This is a genomic window from Flavobacterium sp. (assembly GCF_044373165.1).
In the GTDB taxonomy this organism is placed as follows: Bacteria; Bacteroidota; Bacteroidia; order Flavobacteriales; family Flavobacteriaceae; genus Flavobacterium.
The window spans coordinates 1-16,552 of the sequence record NZ_JBILQL010000005.1 but is presented as its reverse complement, the minus strand read 5'-3'; the positions used below and the strand labels follow the sequence as shown (position 1 = coordinate 16,552).

The following is a 16,552-nucleotide window of genomic DNA, read 5'->3' as shown; positions in this document are numbered from 1 at the left end:
CTTCGGGTGGTTTTTTATTGTTGTTTTTTTTACAAAAGCATTACATTTGGTAACAATTTGTAATGAATGCAGTCCAATTGTCTTTAAAAGTACTTTTATGAAACTAATAACTAAACTAACCATTGGCATGTTTTCGCTTGCTTCATTGGTAAGCTGTAACCAAAAAGAAACCGAATTTATCGATCCTTTATTGACCAACAGAGACACAACGGTTAATCCCGGCGATGACTTTTTTATGTATGCCAATGGCGGTTGGTTCAAAAGAAATCCCATTCCGGCCAGTGAACGAAGCAACGGTATTTTCCGAACGATAGGGGATACTATCAATTCGCAAATCAAACAAATTTGTGAAAAATCAGCCGAGATGACCGATGCGCCTAAAGGCAGTAACGAACAAAAAATCGGAGATTTCTATGCTTCAGGGATGGACACTTTGCAAATTGAAAAGTTGGGTTTGTCTCCGTTGCGAGCCGATTTGGATAAAATCAAAGCTATCAAAGATGTGCCGTCATTGTTGAATACTATGGCTTATTTGCATACCATCGGTGCCAATCCGGCTTTTTCATTGTATGTGGGTCAAGACGATAAAAACAGTGCCAAATACGCCGTATTTTTAGGGCAAGGCGGATTAGGATTAGGTAATCGTGATTACTATTTCAATACCGATAAAGAAACAGTTAATATCCGCGCTGAATATGTCAAGCATTTGGAAAAAATGGGACAATTGATGGGCAAACCTGTCGCAGCAGCCAAAGCTAATGCAACGGTAATTATGAAATTGGAAACCGAGTTGGCACAAAACTCCAGAAAATTAGAAGCCCTTCGCGATCCGATAAAAAACTATAACAAAATGGGTATGGCTCAAATGAATACTGCTACACCTAATATCGATTGGAAAGCCATGACTGCTTCAATGGGAATTAAAAATGCGGATACCATTATCGTTGGTCAGCCCGAGTTTTATAAAGCGTTGAATCAAATGGTAAAAAGTTACGCTATAGAAGATTGGAAGACCTATTTAGAATGGGATTTAGTAAATTCTTATGCCTCTTATTTGCACAATGCCATAGAGAAGCAGAATTTTTATTTCTATTCTACCGTAATGAGCGGCGTGAAAGAACAAAAGCCTCGTTGGAAACGCATAGTAGAACAAACCGATGGTGCTTTGGGTGAATTGATCGGACAAGTTTATGTAAAAGAGTATTTGCCGGAAGGTTCTAAAGAGAAGTTGTTGGAAATTGGAAATAATATCCGAACAGTCTACGCCGAGCGCATCAAAAAATTGGATTGGATGAGTGAAGAAACCAAGAAGAAAGCACTTTTCAAATTGAGCAAAATTGTCATGAAAGTAGGCTATCCTGATAAATGGAAAGACATGAGTAGTGTTGCCATCAACAGAGGTACTTTCTTGGCTAATGTTATGGCCACAAACAAATGGGCCATTAATGAAATGGTGTCCAAATTCGGAAAACCGGTTGACCGAACAGAATGGGGAATGTATCCGCAAACGTACAACGCTTATTACAGTCCGAGTAACAACGAAATTTGTGTTCCGGCCTGTAATATTTTGGTACCCGGATTTGAAGGTAGAATGCCCGATGATGCTGTATTGTATGGTATTATTGGAGGATCAACTTTTGGTCACGAAATTACCCACGGATTTGACGATCAAGGCAGTCAGTATGACGAAAAAGGCAACTTAAACAATTGGTGGACGGCTGAAGATTTGAAAAAATTCAAAGCCAAAACCAAATTAATCGTAGAGCAGTTCAGTCAGTTTGAAGCTTTACCGGGTAAATTTGTCAATGGTGATGCTACACAAGGAGAGAATATAGCTGATTTAGGTGGTGTTGTCATGGGATTTGAAGCGTTTAAGAAAACACCTCAGTACCAAAACAAAGAAAAAATCAGTGGTTTGACACCGGAGCAACGTTTCTTCTTGGCTTACGGTTATGCTTGGATGGTAAACATCAAACCTGAAGCATTGGCCAACCAATTGTTAACCGATGTTCACGCGCCGGCTAAGTTCAGAATCAACGGTCCGTTACAAAATAACCCTGATTTCCATAAGGCTTTCAATATTAAACCCGGAAGTAAAATGCGAAGATCGGATGCTCTCAAAGTAGAGATTTGGTAATAAAAAAAATCCCTAATCGAAAGATTAGGGATTTTTTTATTTGACAATATTAGCTTCCAGATACCTATCGGAAACTTTTTTCCAATTGATTACTTTGAAAAAAGCTTCAATGTATTTTTTGCGCTTGTATTGGTAGTCTAAATAATAAGCGTGTTCCCAAACATCCAAACACAAAATAGGTGTTCCTTTTACGGGTTGATTCGGCATTAATGGATTGTCTTGGTTAGGGGTTGAAGTTACTGATAACTTTCCCGCTTTGTCTACTACTAACCAAGCCCAACCGGAGCCGAATTGTTTTTCAGCGGCGTCAGCGAATTGGTTTTTAAACACTTCAAAAGATCCAAAATCCCTTGTGATTACCGTAGCCAAAGTATCTTTGGGTTCACCACCGCTTTTTGGAGCCATGCCTTCAAAAAACAGAGTGTGATTGTAATAGCCGCCGGCATTGTTGCGTAAATCGGCATTGCTCATATCCAATTTTTTGAGAATATCCTCAATGGCTAAATCTACCATGTTGGCATCTGCAGCGACCAATTTGTTTAAATTGTTAGTGTATGTCAAGTAATGTTTGGAATAGTGTACTTCCATAGTCAAGATATCAATACTTGGCATTAAAGCGTTGTATTCGTATGGTAACTTAGCGAGCGCAAACTGACCGCTTTCGGCACTTACGTCATCGGGATGACCTATAGTTACTTTTTCCTCTGCGGATGGAAGTGGCACTTCAACCACTTCAGTTAGTTTTTTTCGTTGGCAAGTAGGGAGTAGTAATACAAACGAAAAACATAAAACGGCAACAACAATCTTTTTCATGATTTATTTATTTTCATTTACAATAGCATGTATGGCTTTGATGTATTCTTCTTTGGCTTCTTCTACTGTTAGGTGGCTAATTTGCATCCAAGCATTGGTTTTAAAAGCATTTCGCAAATCAAATGCAGCAGAATTATTGTATTCTATGGTTCCGAAAGTGGCTTGCTTATAGTAAGCATATAAGCGCAATTGCACATCTTGCGGTAGTGAAGATTGTGTCATTTCAGAAGCTATTGCAACAGCTTCCAGGAATCGAGCCTCTAAGTCTTTTTCCGACATGGCGTTTCTTTTACTTTGAAACAATTACAGTTTGATTGCCAACCGCTTTTTGTTGTAATTGCACCGCTACTTGAGTCCCAAGTGGCAAGAAGATATCCACACGGGAACCGAATTTGATGAATCCGGCATCCTCACCTTGGGTTACCTCTTGGCCTTCTTCGGCGTAGTTAACGATACGACGGGCTAAGGCACCGGCAATTTGTCGGTATAAAATTTCGCCGAATGCTTCTGTTTCTATTACAACAGTGGTTCTTTCGTTTTCAGTACTGGCTTTAGGATGCCAAGCTACTAAATATTTCCCCGGATGGTATTTGCTGAATTTAATTTTCCCCGAAGCAGCGTAACGAGTAACATGCACGTTGATGGGCGACATGAAAATGGAAACCTGCAAGCGTTTGTCTTTGAAATATTCTTCTTCGAATACTTCTTCAATTACAACTACTTTTCCGTCAACCGGAGCTAAAATCGTGTTTTTGTTTGGTGTGATTTTTCTATTCGGATTTCTGAAGAATTGTAAAATCATTACAAAGAAGAACAAAACCAGCAATTGAACAGCCATTTTCAGCCATGGTAAGGTGATAAATTTATCGGCCAAAAGCAGAGTGGCAATAAAGCTGACCAAAGCGATGAAAATGATTTTATAACCTTCTTTATGAAACATAATAGATAATTTGGTAAAACAAATAAATAAACGGTGCAACAAATATAATACTATCTAATCGATCTAGAAAACCACCATGACCGGGCATGATATTGCCACTGTCTTTTACGCCGGCTATTCTTTTGAATTTCGATTCAATAAGATCTCCCAATGTACCAAAAGTGGTTACTAATAAAGCGATAATAATCCAACGAACCATGGATTCGTTTAAGTAGAATTTGGCTAATAAAACTCCGGCAATCATGGCAAAGATTAAACCTCCGGCAAAGCCTTCTATGGTTTTTTTAGGAGAGATTCTTTCGAATAGTTTGTTTTTTCCAAGAGTAATTCCTACCAAGTAAGCAAAAGTATCGTTGGTCCAAATCAGTGCTAAAATGGCAATAATAATTTCGGGATGGTAACTATTGGAAATAAAAGGAATTTTGGTAAAAATGATCATCGGAACAATCAAATAGCCTATTAAGAAAACATATTTGGCTTGGGTGTCTAAATGGCGGTTTTTCTTTTCAAATAAAAACAACAATGCACGTATAGAAACCAGTAGGGCAGCTATCAACAATAAGATTTCATTAGTTTTTACTGTATTGTCTAAATTGAAAAGTACATAACCAATTGTGGCAATAAGGAGTGGGATGATGGGTTTTAGCGAAACCAGTTTGCAAAATTCTCCAACGGAAAACAGTAACAAAAAACCAAACAGCAACAAAAAGCTGTAGGGAGAATAAAGTGTGGCACCAACCAGTAACATTACGTAAACTGCCCCGGATAAAGCTCTGGTTACGGTAGTTGTCATCTTATAAATCTTCTAAAAGCAAGAGGTATAAATTCTTGGCTGTGCTTCCATATTGCAGGAAGTCTTCGTCTTTAGCTTTTTCGAAATATTTGATGGTAGTAATATTCGTGGGGTAATCTTTGTCGTATTTCTTTTTTATCACACGTAGGCCATCACTTTTTGATTCTAAGATTTGACTGGTAGTGGCTAAGATTATAATGTTGATAGGTAAGTCGTTAGGTTTGTTTTGTTTGATTTGGTTTGAGGAAAACAGCACTGAACCTTCATCGGCAATAAGGTTTTCGCAGCTGGCAAACAAAAATTTAGGGTTTTGCGGCTTTTCGTAGCTTAATTTGTTTTCGTCCAACATGCTGAACAATTTCGGTTCATAGCAAAGGGCTTCGCATTCAAACCAATCGTTTTCTTCTAAAATATTCAGGAACTGGTCTTTTACTTCATTTAAGTTTTCGCAATACAAAAACTTTCCGCCATTTTTTTTGAAATTATAGGTAAACTTTTCATCTACTGGCAGTAGCGAAAAGCTTGATGGAGTATTGTTGAATTCGCTTTGACTTTCTTCGTCAGAGGCATCGTTACCTGTGCCAAATATTTTTCTGAAAAGACTCATGCTGGTTGTTTATAATCGGGTTTGGTATTTGAAATCCTTCAAAGATAAAAAAATCTTAATTCAAAAGTAAGTTTTGAATTAAGATTTTAAAAAATTGTTAAAAAACAGTATGGCTTATTCGCTAACGGTTTCAGCAAAGGTTTCTTCGGTAGAAGTATCGAAAGGTCTTTTGCCGAAAATAGCCTCTAAATCGTCTTTAAAAATCACTTCTTTTTCAATTAAAATGTTGGACAATTGTTCCAGTTTTTCTTTGTTATCTTGAAGTATTTTTATGGCTCTTTGGTATTCATTTTCAATTAAGGCAGAAATCTCTTGGTCAATTACCAATGCGGTTTCTTCTGAATAAGGTTTAGAGAAATTGTATTCACTTTGACCTGAAGAATCGTAGTAAGTTATGTTTCCCAGTTTGTCGTTTAGTCCGTAAATGGTAACCATAGCTCGTGCTTGTTTGGTTACTTTTTCCAAATCGCTCAAAGCGCCGGTTGAAATTTTGTTGAACATTACTTTTTCTGCAGCTCGTCCGCCCATAGTGGCACACATTTCATCCAACATTTGTTCCGGACGAACAATTAAACGCTCTTCTGGTAAATACCAGGCGGCACCTAAACTTTGTCCGCGTGGTACAATAGTAACTTTCACCAATGGTGCTGCGTGTTCAAGCATCCAGCTAACAGTAGCGTGACCGGCTTCGTGAACGGCAATAGCGCGTTTTTCTTCCGGAGTAACGATTTTGTTTTTCTTTTCTAAACCACCTACAATTCTATCAACGGCATCTAAGAAATCCTGTTTGTCAACCGCGGTTTTATTATATCTGGCGGCAATTAGAGCCGCTTCATTACACACATTTGCAATGTCAGCACCTGAAAATCCCGGGGTTTGTTTGGCCAAGAAATCGATGTCTAAACCCTCTACTTTTTTGAGTGGTTTTAAGTGCACTTCGAAAATTTCTTTACGCTCTCTCACATCCGGTAAGTCCACATAAATCTGACGGTCGAAACGACCGGCACGCATCAAAGCTTTATCAAGTACATCGGCTCTATTGGTGGCCGCTAATACGATTACGTGCGTATTAGTTCCGAAACCATCCATTTCAGTTAATAACTGATTTAAGGTGTTTTCTCTTTCATCGTTGGAACCGGAGAAATTATTTTTTCCACGAGCTCTTCCCACAGCATCAATTTCGTCGATGAAGATGATAGCCGGTGCTTTGTCTTTGGCTTGTTTGAATAAATCCCTAACACGAGAAGCTCCAACTCCGACAAACATTTCCACAAAATCAGATCCTGAAAGCGAGAAGAAAGGTACTTTGGCTTCTCCGGCCACTGCCTTGGCAAGAAGTGTTTTACCGGTTCCCGGAGGTCCGACTAATAGTGCGCCTTTGGGAATTTTACCTCCCAGAGTAGTATATTTTTCAGGGTTTTTAAGGAATTCAACAATTTCTTGGATTTCTTCTTTAGCACCTTCTAAACCGGCAACATCTTTGAAAGTAGTTTTTAAATCGGTTTTCTCGTCAAATAATTTGGCTCTGGATTTACCGATATTGAAGATTTGTCCGCCTCCGCCTCCGGCTCCGCCACCTGACATTCGGCGCATGATTAATACCCAAAGACCAATGATAATGATGATAGGCAATAAGCTGATAAAGATTTCAGTCCAATTGCTTTTTGGTTTGAAATCGTAATCTTTTAATTTACCATCAATTTTGGCTTTTTCGATTTTGTTTTGGAATACTTCATCGTTTCCGATATCAAAAGAGTAATGTGGTCCTTTATTAGGATTGCCTAACATGTCTTTTGATAATTTGCTGTGTGCTTTGTCTTTTAAAGCGGCTGCTGTAAGATAAGCTTCACCTTCGGTTTTATTGTAAATGACAACTTTTTCGATTTGTCCTTTTTCCAAATATTCATTGAATTTGGATGAAGAAATTTTAGCAGTTTCCTGAAAACCGGAACCGCCAATAAAATTCAATCCAAAAAAAACAATGATTAATCCGGCGTAAATCCACCATGGACTTATTTTAAAATTATTGGGTTTCTTTTCCGTAGCCATATAGTATTAGCGCAATTTTTAATAGTTAGTAGGGATAGATGTGATTTGGGCATCACCCCAAAGTCCTTCAATATTGTAGAACTCTCGTATTTGTTTTTGGAATACATGTACCACAATATTAACATAATCCATTAAAACCCACTCGCCGTTGTCCGTGCCTTCCACGTGCCAAGGTTTGTCTTTTAATTCTTTGGAAACTAATTTTTGAATGGAGTTAACAATGGCGTTAACTTGGGTGTTGGAATTACCGTTGCAAATTATAAAATAGTCACAAACGGCGGTGTCGATAGCTCTTAAATCGAGTATGTCAATGTCATTTCCTTTTACTTCTTCAATGCCTTTGATGATACTGGCTAATAGTACATCTGAGTTTACTGCTTTTTTAGTCATCTAGTATTTATGTGTATTTGGCAAAGGTATTACTTTTTGTACTTATTTTTGCTTAACAAAACTTTAAAAATTCACTTCACTTTTTTCTATTATGCCTATAATCAAACTCGATGCCATAGATTCTACTAATGACTACTTAAAAAAGTTGGTTAAAGAAAAGTGGCTTGAAAATTATACTGCTGTAATGGCCTTGGAGCAAACCAATGGCAAAGGGCAAATGGGTGCAGAATGGGTTGCTGAGTCTGGTAAAAACCTTACTATTAGTGTATTGGTTAAGGATGTGCCGCTCGATATGATTTCGATTTATGATTTCAATGTAGCAGTTGCTTTGGCGGCTATTGGTTTATTATCTATGAATGGAATTGTTAATGTTACTGTAAAATGGCCTAACGACATAATGGCAGAAAATAAAAAGGTAGGTGGCATACTAATTGAAAATACTATAAAAGCGGATGGCAGTTTTACAGCGGTTGTAGGTTTTGGATTGAATTTGAATCAGACCGATTTTGAGCATTTACCTCAAGCCAATTCGTTAACAAATATTACCCATAAAACTTATGATTTAGAAGAAATGGCCAACGGATTTATCAAATCATTAAAGTTGCATTTGGTTCTTTTTCCCGAACGTACAGAAGAGGCATGGATGCGTTACAATGATTTGTTATTCAAAAGAGACAAACCTGCCGCTTTTGAACTACCCAATGGCAGTCGATTTATGGGCATTATTAAGGGTGTAACCAAAGAGGGAAAACTGGAAGTTTTATTAGGCGATGACAGTTTTGCTTATTATGAGTTGAAAGAAGTGAAGTTACTTTATTAAGTTGTTTTAGTATTTTTTAAATTCACCAAAATGCCAGAGAATTCCCGACGGATCATGGACAAAGCATTCTTTTCCCCAAGCTAATGCTCTTATGGGAACAATTTTAACGGCATCATATTTTGAGGTTAGTTTTAAATCGAGAAGATTACGGTAGAATTTTTCCACATTTTCCACTTCTATAAAAACCATTGTATTATCGACCCAATCTTTCACATAAGCATTTTGGAGGTAGAAGTGAACCGTATTCATTTTTAAAAGACACAAATCATTTGACAATTCGATGGCTTCAAAACCTAAATCGGCATAAAAACTTTTGGAGATTTTGAAGTCTTTGGTACCAATGAACGGACGAATAGACAGCATGTTGTTTTTCATGTATCAAATTGGGTTTACAAAGTGAGAGGTGCTAAAATACAAAAAATCGTATTTCTAAGATTCGCTGAAGAATACTCTTTGGAAACGATTGATATACATTTTCACTCCACAACCCTCTTACTAAAGTCTCAAAATAATAAGAGGGCGGAGTGGTAGGTATAGAGTGCCGTAGAGATTAACGCATACTGTTTTGCACAAAATGCAATAAAGTTTTGCGTTCTACCGGCGCGGGGAATATCTTAAAACAGCGATCAACTGCAGAAGCAATTCTTACTCGAGAAAAATCCGGAAACTCATCAGCTATGATTTGGATGATGAACTTTCGCTCATGAGGTTTTTCATTATTGATAAACGGTTTTTCGTAAATCATTTTACACTGGTTTTCAACATTTTTCCAACACATAATTCACTTTTTTATTGTTAGGTATACTTTTATTTAACATCAATTGCCCAACTGTACACGATATTACAGTACGCTCCTGTTTTTCTGCGATCTATTTCTCCGTCAGCTAAAAATTCATCTCCAAATCTTTCGAACATCGAAACAAACCCCATATCTCTGTCGGGTATTCTGGCCAATGCTTTTCCGATGTGTGGAAGCGATTTTTTGGTTATTTCCAGCCAAGTCATTTTAGACCCTAAAATGTTATCTATCGGCCCCAAAGCATCCATGCCGAGTTCAGTAGCAATGTCTTCCATAAAATTGCCCGCATTTCTTACAGTCGACCTGGAATGTCTTATATAGAAATGAACATTCAATTCTTTTCCCGGTGGCATATTTCTTTTTAACAAAAGTAGGCCTTCACTTCCCGGGCCTTGATCGTCAAAATGGATATTATTGTCTTGATTTGGGGTAATTTTAATGGGTTCGTTTGGCAAAGTGGTTACTACCATTTTATCAGGATCTGTTGGGTGTTCGGCCACGATTACAAAATATATTTTCCAACGCTTTTTGGGGCGATCAATAGTGAGTTGGTTGATTTCCAATCGAACTTTCATAAGGTACTTTTTCTAAACGTCAACTTAATTTTCTCTGTTGTTTTTAACATTGATGGTAACTGAGTTGACTATATTAATTTTCAGGCTTATACTTAAAAAATTAAACCTGCCCTTGTGAGAAAGATCAAATACCACTAAAAAATTTTTCAATTAATAGAGCAGGTTTTTTTATTAACTAACCAAAACTTAAATAAATTACGTTTTTGATTATCTAAAATTCGGAAAAGAAAAGCATAAAAAAAATCCCCATCAATGGGGATTTTTATTGTTGAATCAAAGGTAATACTCTTACAAATAGTCGTATTTTCGCTCTATGGCAAATTTTATCAAATCGCTTTTGCCGATGGTTTTGATTTTTTTTGACATGTTTTTCCGGTGGGAATCGACAGTTGATTTTCCAATAAAGAGTGTTTCTGCGATTTCTTGAGATGATTTTCCCTCGGCAATTAGTTGCAAAATTTCTTTTTCTCGTGAACTGAAAAACAATTCGTTTTTAGAGGTTTCGTATTCGTTTTCGGTTTCATTGACAAAATAGGAATAGCCTTGACTAACTGCTCGTATAGCATCTAAAACAGTTTGAAGTGAAGAATTTTTCATGATGTATCCGGAAGCTCCGGCTTCTTTCATTTGAGAAATTGCGCCATCATGATCAAACATGCTGAAGGCAATGATTTTGGTATTGGGCAGTTCTGTTTTTATTGTTTTTGTAGCCACAATCCCATCGCATTTGGGCATTCGGATGTCTGTGATGATAACATCCGGTTTTAGCTTTCTGGCCTTTTCAATTAAGGCTTCGCCGTCGTTAGCATGTCCGATGATTTGGATATCACTTTCATTTTTAAGAAAGGACTTCATTCCGTCGATGAGCGCTTGGTGGTCTTCTGCTATGATTACAGTTATCATAATGGGATGTCAATTATTATGGAGCTGCCTTTACCTTCAAAACTGTCAATGTTGAAAGTTCCGTTGAGTTGTTCTACTTTTTTGGTGATGTTGCTTAAACCCATGCCGTCATTTTTAGCCGTTTTTTTCGGGTTAAAACCTTTACCGTTATCTTCAATTATAATGTTGATGCTTTCTTCGTCTTGGGTTAAACTAATCGTAATTGCTGTGGCTTCTGCATGTTTAATGGCGTTGGTTAAAAGTTCCTGAATCATTCGAAACAAGGTAACCTCCATAGCATTTTCGAATCTTTTGGTCATTCCGAAAGGAATCACCTGTACTGTTAGTTTACCGGGAATGGCAATTTTTTTGGCAATGTTTTGCACTGCAGGAACCAAGCCTTCGCTGCCAATTACGCCGGCATTTTTTGCATGAGCCATGCCACGCACTTTCTGATAAGCTTCTTCAATCAACTCATTGGTTTTGTCAAAAAGTGCTTGTCCGTTTTCCTCATTTTTGTTTTTTTGGGAGTAGAGATTTTGAAAATTAAGCTTCAAAGTAGCCAATATGCTTCCCAAGTTATCATGTAAATCGTTGGCAATTTTGAGCCGCTCCTTTTCCTGGCCTTCTAAGATTTTATCTATTTCTTTCAGCTCTTGGTCTTTTAAGACGTTTTCGAGTTTTTGACTTTCAATTAATCGTTCTTGCTCAGCTATTTTTTTCTTTTTATTGATGTGACTGATGCGGAAATAAGCTCCCGCTAGGATTATTAAAAACAGACCTATAAAGCTGTAAATGACCAGTTTATTTTTCTCGTCTTTAAGTTTTAGTTCTTGGTTTTCGAGTTCTTTTTCTTTGGTTTCGTATTTGGTGTTGATGTCACGGATGTATTTTTCTTCATCTCTTTTACTAACAATTTCCTCGAGTACCTTTTTTTTGTCTAAATACTCGATAGCCTTCTCAAAGTCCTTCATCTGTCGGTAAGTATCAGAGATATATTGGTAAAGAATTATGTTGAAATTTGTCCTGTAATTGTCAAACTTTAAATTTTCAGCAATATTGTAATATTTGATTGCTTTTTCAAATTCTCCTAAATTTCTTGCTATTGAGGCTAAATTCACATAAGCATAGGCAACACCTTCAGTATATTTTATTTCTCTACTTTGTTCCAAAGACAGATTTTGATAATAAAGGGCTTTTTCAAAGTCTTTTAAAAATTCACAATAAGTCAATCCAATATTTCTGTTGAATCTAATTTCATAAATTTGATTTTTTATTTTTCGGGCAATTTTTAACCCCTTTTCATGGAACTCTATTGCTTTTTGTGGTTCTGCTTTTTGTAAGCTTATACCAACTTCCAAGTATGTGGCACATAGCAAATCATCTTTGTTACTTTTTTCAGCATATCTAATGGCTTCATCAAGTAAGGGTTTATATTCCTCATACTTATATTCTGAAAGTCTTTTTTGTTCTGCTAGAGTTAAAGAAAGTTCAGTAACCTTATCATAATCTTTGGCTTTTATGTATAGATTTTTGGCTTTAATAAAATGTTCAACAGCGCCATTACCTGAATTATACAAATAATATGTCTTACCATATAAATGTTCTACCAATGCTTTTTCTCGAACCGATAACTTGTTAAGGTCTATACTTTTTAATTTATTCAAACGGGTTTTATAGTCAATTTTTTCAAATTCAGCTTCAAGTTTTAGTAACTGTTCATCTTGTGAAAAAACAGTCAAGCTGTTGAAAAAAATCAACGTCAATAAAAATAGTTTGGTGAATATAGTTTTCAATATTAATGCTAATTTAAACCGCCATCTCCTTTACTCCCCGGGGGAGAACCAGCTTCCAAATGCGCATAAATTCCTTTTTTGTAATTTTCTATGTATTCGTTGTCTGCTGCATTTTTTTTGGGATTAAATCCAATACCGTGGTGGATATAGACATCGATTTTTTCCCCTTCTTCAATTTTGAAAATGTCTTTATCTCCCGTTTGTAAATAACTGTTGTTTAGGTTCGCAAAAGGGATGTCAACTTCATTTAAAACACTGTCGGGCGGGTAATTACTAAAATCGGTTATATTACCGTCTTTAGTTTGTAATATGCCTACAATAGCATACCGGTTTTCATCACAGATGTTGTAGAAAGTGCTGATGTAAAACTCATCCGGACTGATATCAGTGGTTTGAATTTTTATGTTGAATTTTTGATCTTTATTGTCAAAGGTTCCTTCTGATTCGTATACTGTCATGATTTTAAGGTTTATGTTGTTTCCTCAAAGATGAGAATTTATTTTGTAAAAAAAAATCCCCATCAATGGGGATTTGTTAACTTAATTCTTAGGTAAAAATGCTACAAAATTAAAAAAGACCGTCAATAGGCTTTGAGTTGATCCCGATGGTTTGAGGATTAAAGTTCATTTTTTGTTGCAATAATCGGCCATAAATGCTTCTAAAGTCAATCTCGTATTTTAAATCGCCTTGGTCTAAATCGGATAAATTCGGATTATTGCCAATGATTTTACCTTTGTTATTTCCGCCAATTATAAACATGGGTGCGGCGGTTCCGTGATCGGTTCCGTTGCCGTTGTCTTTGACTCTTCGGCCAAATTCCGAAAAAACAACGACAGTCACGTTTTGCAGTAAATCGACTTTCTTTAAATCACTGTAAAAACTAAAAACAGCATCGTTCAATTCTTCAAGATTGCGTTGGTGAATGCCTAATTGGTTGTCATGAGTATCGTATCCGTTTTGCGAAGTGTAATATATTTTGGAGTTGAGATTGCCTTTGATGAGTCGGGCTATCCATTCTAAATTCTTACCCAAGTTTGTTTTGGGATAACTCATTTCAGAGGTTGATTTGGCTAAAGCATGTTGAATTTCTTCCGAACCTTCAGTAACTGAATTGGCTATTTTACGCACAAAATCCAATTGCGGGTTGTCGGACAGTTTTATCATATCGTCTTTGTCATTTCTGATTTTAAAACGATTTGGATCTTTGACCGTTACAAAATTAGGTTCATTGCCTTTCAAAGCCAAATTGTCAATCGAATCCAAGTTGACGCCGGCTGTAGGTTGGTGTTCTTTGCATTGCAAATCCAAATAACGTCCCAACCAACCTTCGCTTAAATATTGGTTTGAATTGGAAGCTGTTTGCCAAATTTCCTGACTGCGGAAATGCGAACGATTGGGTTCAGGATAACCTACATTTTGAAGGATACTCAAGTCACCGTTTTGTTGCATATCGGCAAAATTTTTCAAGGCCGGATGAAAAGCCATTCCCTTGTTTTTTCCGATAACATTGTCCTTGGATATCGCAATTTTTGTTCTTAATTCGTAATACAACGGATTGTCATAAGGAATATAAGTATTCAGTCCGTCGTTACCGCCGTTGAGTTGGATAAAAACCAAACATGGCTCACCGATAACCAAACTACGCTGACTTCCAAAAGCATGAAGAAAATCCGGCAGCAGTAAAGCACCGCCGGTAAATGTTCCGGTAAGGGTTAAAAAGTTTCTTCTGTTCATGGCTAAATGATTTGAAATTCGGGTGTTTTGACCATCGCATTAAACAATCGAAGCACCGCATAATCTGCATTTTCAGCTTTCGGATTGAAATCATATTTTAAGATGGTTTCCCATTCTTTTTGCAAATTATCATCGGTTTTGAAGAGCAATCGGTTGGTCAGATCTGCTATAATGGATTGATGGTTGCCGTTTTTATTCCAGTTGACCCTAACTTTTAATGGTGCTCCGTTTTCGGTCATCATTTCGTTGGAGAATTGTATTCTTCGGTTCCAACTTCGGCCGTCACAAAGCAAATCGGCAACATTATTCCGCTGCAAATAGATTTGAGAAGTCAACCATTCTTTGCCGCCATTCCAGCCTTTTACATTGGGTTGGTTGAATAAATCCATGCCTTGTTGTTTCAGAAAAAAAGCGATTAGTTTCGGGTTCATTTGAGTGGCGTTTAATTCGTGCATCAGCTGCATGATGAAAACCAACGGGTCTTTGATTTTGCTTCCCGCTGTATCTTTTGAAAATTCTTCGATAAAGATTTTGGCCAGTAGCGGTTGAACTTCAAAATTCACTTTTCTGAAATAATCACCATAGTAGGTTACCAATGTTTCCGGCGGATTATCATAAATAAACCACTGCAGTATTTTTCGAGTGAGCAAATAAGGCACAGCTTTTTGTTCGAAAATAATATTTACCATTTCCTCAACTTTGAATTTCCCGTTCTTACCGAAATAGGTTATGGGATCATTATTTTCCAATAGCTTACGATAGATAGCCTTGTCTTCACCGAGGTTTAATCCGGCCAAACCTTTAGCGCCGTTTTTAATATCTTCTTCCGAATAATTCCCGATGCCCAGGGTGAAAAGTTCCAATAATTCCCGACTCAAATTCTCATTAATTTTATCCCGTTTATTGTCTACATTGTCCAAATACCGGACCATAGCATTGGTTTGCAAGACTTGTTTGGTCAGGGTTTTGAAATTGCCGAAAGCATTTTCTCTAAGCAGTTGGTTGTGTTGGAAAATCCAATGATTGACTTTTACTTTTTGATAAGTTGATACAAAATGATTGTGCCAAAAACAGGTCATTTTTTCTCGCAGCGGGAATTCCTCAGACCTCATTTTTTCTATCCACCAAGCTTTCATTTCAAAAGAAATTTGCAGTTCTTTTTTGAGCATTTCTTTTGTTTCATCAGTGGAACTTTTTTGCAAAGTTTGTCTTTTCGCTCTTAATTCTTGGAGCGATTTAGGGCTGTCCTTCAAAAAATCAGGGATTTTAGGGCTGAATTCTGACTTAATAGAGGCTTCAAGAAATTGCTCTAATCCCATTTTAGCAATGAGTGGACTTTGCTTACTCGAAAAGCCTAACCGAATTGACCAAAGATTATTTTTATCCATTTTATCTTCTGTTTCTCATAGGAGTTCTTCGGGTTTTCACCACTTTTACATTGCCTCTTCGGTTTTTGTGTACTACAGTGGTTCCTCTGCGATTGTGCACCACTAATGTAGAGGAATGTCTTCTCGGGGTATAAACCCTGCGCGCTGCAACAACTCGACGAGAAACTGCCGGGCGATAGTAAACCCTATGAGGCGCACAGTGAGCATAAAACACCGGATGCGCTATCGGGCGCCATGGTTTCCACCAACGCGGATAATTACCCCAGCGGTAGGGTGAAACCCAAACTACATATCCAGGACCGCATAAAAATCGAACACTGGGCCATAGCCAAACATTAACAGTTATTACTTGAACATCCGTATCGAAATGATTGGGTCCGCCTTTGGTACTTTTTACACTTTCTTTCTCCTCTGTGGGTTCGATTATGGTGTTTTCAGGATACAAATCGGCATCGCCTTCAATTTGGAGTACAGCTTGACTTTCCCCGGTTTTTTCAATACCGATAGTAGCAATGTCTTGCTTTTCTTTTCCATTCAAATAAGTGCTCAATACAATGAGGTGTGAATCACCTTCTTTGATGTCTTCAACCACTATGTAATCAATTTCGTCGTCGTTGTTCAGGTCGAGATTGTTTACACGATTGTTTTCTTCATTCAGTAATTTTTCAAATTCTTCCAATGAATTGGCTTTTTTAAACATCGCCAATGCGCCTTCCAAACTAAAATCGTCACCGGTATTGACCGGACGATCGTCAACCTGACCATAAACTGAAGTTATTCCCAAAGCAACCAACAGCAGTAATAAATGTTTTTTCATATCCAAACAAGT

The 16,552-nt window shown here is 37.2% G+C and carries 17 protein-coding genes and 1 pseudogene; 2 read left to right on the top strand and 16 right to left on the bottom strand.

What is annotated here, in order from left to right; translation table 11 throughout:
- Positions 1-97 precede the first annotated feature (97 nt).
- Complete coding sequence (locus tag ACIQ32_RS01550) at positions 98-2,137, top strand: M13 family metallopeptidase (protein WP_396193896.1); 2,040 nt, start codon at positions 98-100, stop codon at positions 2,135-2,137.
- A gap of 36 nt (positions 2,138-2,173) precedes the next feature.
- On the opposite strand, the gene ACIQ32_RS01545 is transcribed toward ACIQ32_RS01550, so the two are convergent.
- From ACIQ32_RS01545 to rsfS, 7 genes are all read right to left on the bottom strand, one after another.
- On the bottom strand, positions 2,174-2,950 hold the full coding sequence (locus ACIQ32_RS01545) for a superoxide dismutase (RefSeq protein ID WP_396193895.1): 777 nt from the start codon (positions 2,948-2,950) through the stop codon (positions 2,174-2,176).
- A gap of 3 nt (positions 2,951-2,953) precedes the next feature.
- Positions 2,954-3,229: an acyl-CoA-binding protein gene (locus tag ACIQ32_RS01540; protein WP_396193894.1), complete on the bottom strand. Its 276-nt coding sequence runs from the start codon at positions 3,227-3,229 to the stop codon at positions 2,954-2,956.
- A gap of 10 nt (positions 3,230-3,239) precedes the next feature.
- The gene (locus ACIQ32_RS01535; RefSeq protein ID WP_396193892.1) at positions 3,240-3,890 is read right to left on the bottom strand and encodes a phosphatidylserine decarboxylase family protein; all 651 of its coding nucleotides are present in this window, start codon (positions 3,888-3,890) and stop codon (positions 3,240-3,242) included.
- On the bottom strand, positions 3,880-4,683 hold the full coding sequence (locus tag ACIQ32_RS01530) for a phosphatidate cytidylyltransferase (protein ID WP_396193891.1): 804 nt from the start codon (positions 4,681-4,683) through the stop codon (positions 3,880-3,882). The genes ACIQ32_RS01535 and ACIQ32_RS01530 overlap by 11 nt, the downstream gene beginning before the upstream one ends.
- A gap of 1 nt (position 4,684) precedes the next feature.
- On the bottom strand, positions 4,685-5,290 hold the full coding sequence (locus ACIQ32_RS01525; protein WP_396193890.1) for an LUD domain-containing protein: 606 nt from the start codon (positions 5,288-5,290) through the stop codon (positions 4,685-4,687).
- A 114-nt stretch (positions 5,291-5,404) separates the two neighbouring features.
- Entirely contained in the window at positions 5,405-7,339 is a 1,935-nt protein-coding gene (ftsH, locus tag ACIQ32_RS01520; protein WP_396193888.1) for an ATP-dependent zinc metalloprotease FtsH, read from the bottom strand.
- A gap of 18 nt (positions 7,340-7,357) precedes the next feature.
- Positions 7,358-7,729 carry a ribosome silencing factor gene (rsfS, locus tag ACIQ32_RS01515; RefSeq protein WP_396193886.1) on the bottom strand — a complete coding sequence of 124 codons (372 nt, stop codon included), beginning with the start codon at positions 7,727-7,729 and terminating at the stop codon, positions 7,358-7,360.
- A gap of 91 nt (positions 7,730-7,820) precedes the next feature.
- On the opposite strand from rsfS, the gene ACIQ32_RS01510 reads away from it, so the two are divergent.
- Positions 7,821-8,549, top strand: coding sequence for a biotin--[acetyl-CoA-carboxylase] ligase (locus ACIQ32_RS01510; protein WP_396193884.1), 729 nt, complete (start codon positions 7,821-7,823; stop codon positions 8,547-8,549).
- A gap of 6 nt (positions 8,550-8,555) precedes the next feature.
- On the opposite strand, the gene ACIQ32_RS01505 is transcribed toward ACIQ32_RS01510, so the two are convergent.
- The 9 genes and pseudogenes from ACIQ32_RS01505 to ACIQ32_RS01465 form a co-directional block, all read right to left on the bottom strand.
- Positions 8,556-8,924 carry a glyoxalase gene (locus tag ACIQ32_RS01505; protein ID WP_396193882.1) on the bottom strand — a complete coding sequence of 123 codons (369 nt, stop codon included), beginning with the start codon at positions 8,922-8,924 and terminating at the stop codon, positions 8,556-8,558.
- Positions 8,925-9,099: 175 nt separating this feature from the next.
- Entirely contained in the window at positions 9,100-9,294 is a 195-nt protein-coding gene (locus ACIQ32_RS01500) for a hypothetical protein (RefSeq protein ID WP_396193880.1), read from the bottom strand.
- Positions 9,295-9,356: 62 nt separating this feature from the next.
- Positions 9,357-9,923 carry a hypothetical protein gene (locus tag ACIQ32_RS01495; RefSeq protein WP_396193879.1) on the bottom strand — a complete coding sequence of 189 codons (567 nt, stop codon included), beginning with the start codon at positions 9,921-9,923 and terminating at the stop codon, positions 9,357-9,359.
- 288 nt (positions 9,924-10,211) lie between these two features.
- Entirely contained in the window at positions 10,212-10,826 is a 615-nt protein-coding gene (locus tag ACIQ32_RS01490) for a response regulator (RefSeq protein ID WP_396193878.1), read from the bottom strand.
- A complete protein-coding gene (locus ACIQ32_RS01485) occupies positions 10,823-12,601 on the bottom strand; it encodes an ATP-binding protein (protein WP_396193877.1) in 1,779 nt (592 codons plus the stop codon). Before ACIQ32_RS01485 ends, ACIQ32_RS01490 begins: the two co-directional genes overlap by 4 nt.
- 8 nt (positions 12,602-12,609) lie before the next feature.
- A complete protein-coding gene (locus ACIQ32_RS01480; RefSeq protein WP_396193876.1) occupies positions 12,610-13,059 on the bottom strand; it encodes a hypothetical protein in 450 nt (149 codons plus the stop codon).
- 109 nt (positions 13,060-13,168) lie between these two features.
- Complete coding sequence (locus tag ACIQ32_RS01475; RefSeq protein WP_396193875.1) at positions 13,169-14,335, bottom strand: DUF1501 domain-containing protein; 1,167 nt, start codon at positions 14,333-14,335, stop codon at positions 13,169-13,171.
- A 2-nt stretch (positions 14,336-14,337) separates the two neighbouring features.
- Positions 14,338-15,723, bottom strand: a complete 1,386-nt coding sequence (locus ACIQ32_RS01470) for a DUF1800 domain-containing protein (RefSeq protein ID WP_396193874.1) — start codon at positions 15,721-15,723, stop codon at positions 14,338-14,340.
- Between the two features lies 1 nt (position 15,724).
- A pseudogene (locus ACIQ32_RS01465) lies at positions 15,725-16,552 on the bottom strand (hypothetical protein); the annotation flags it as partial.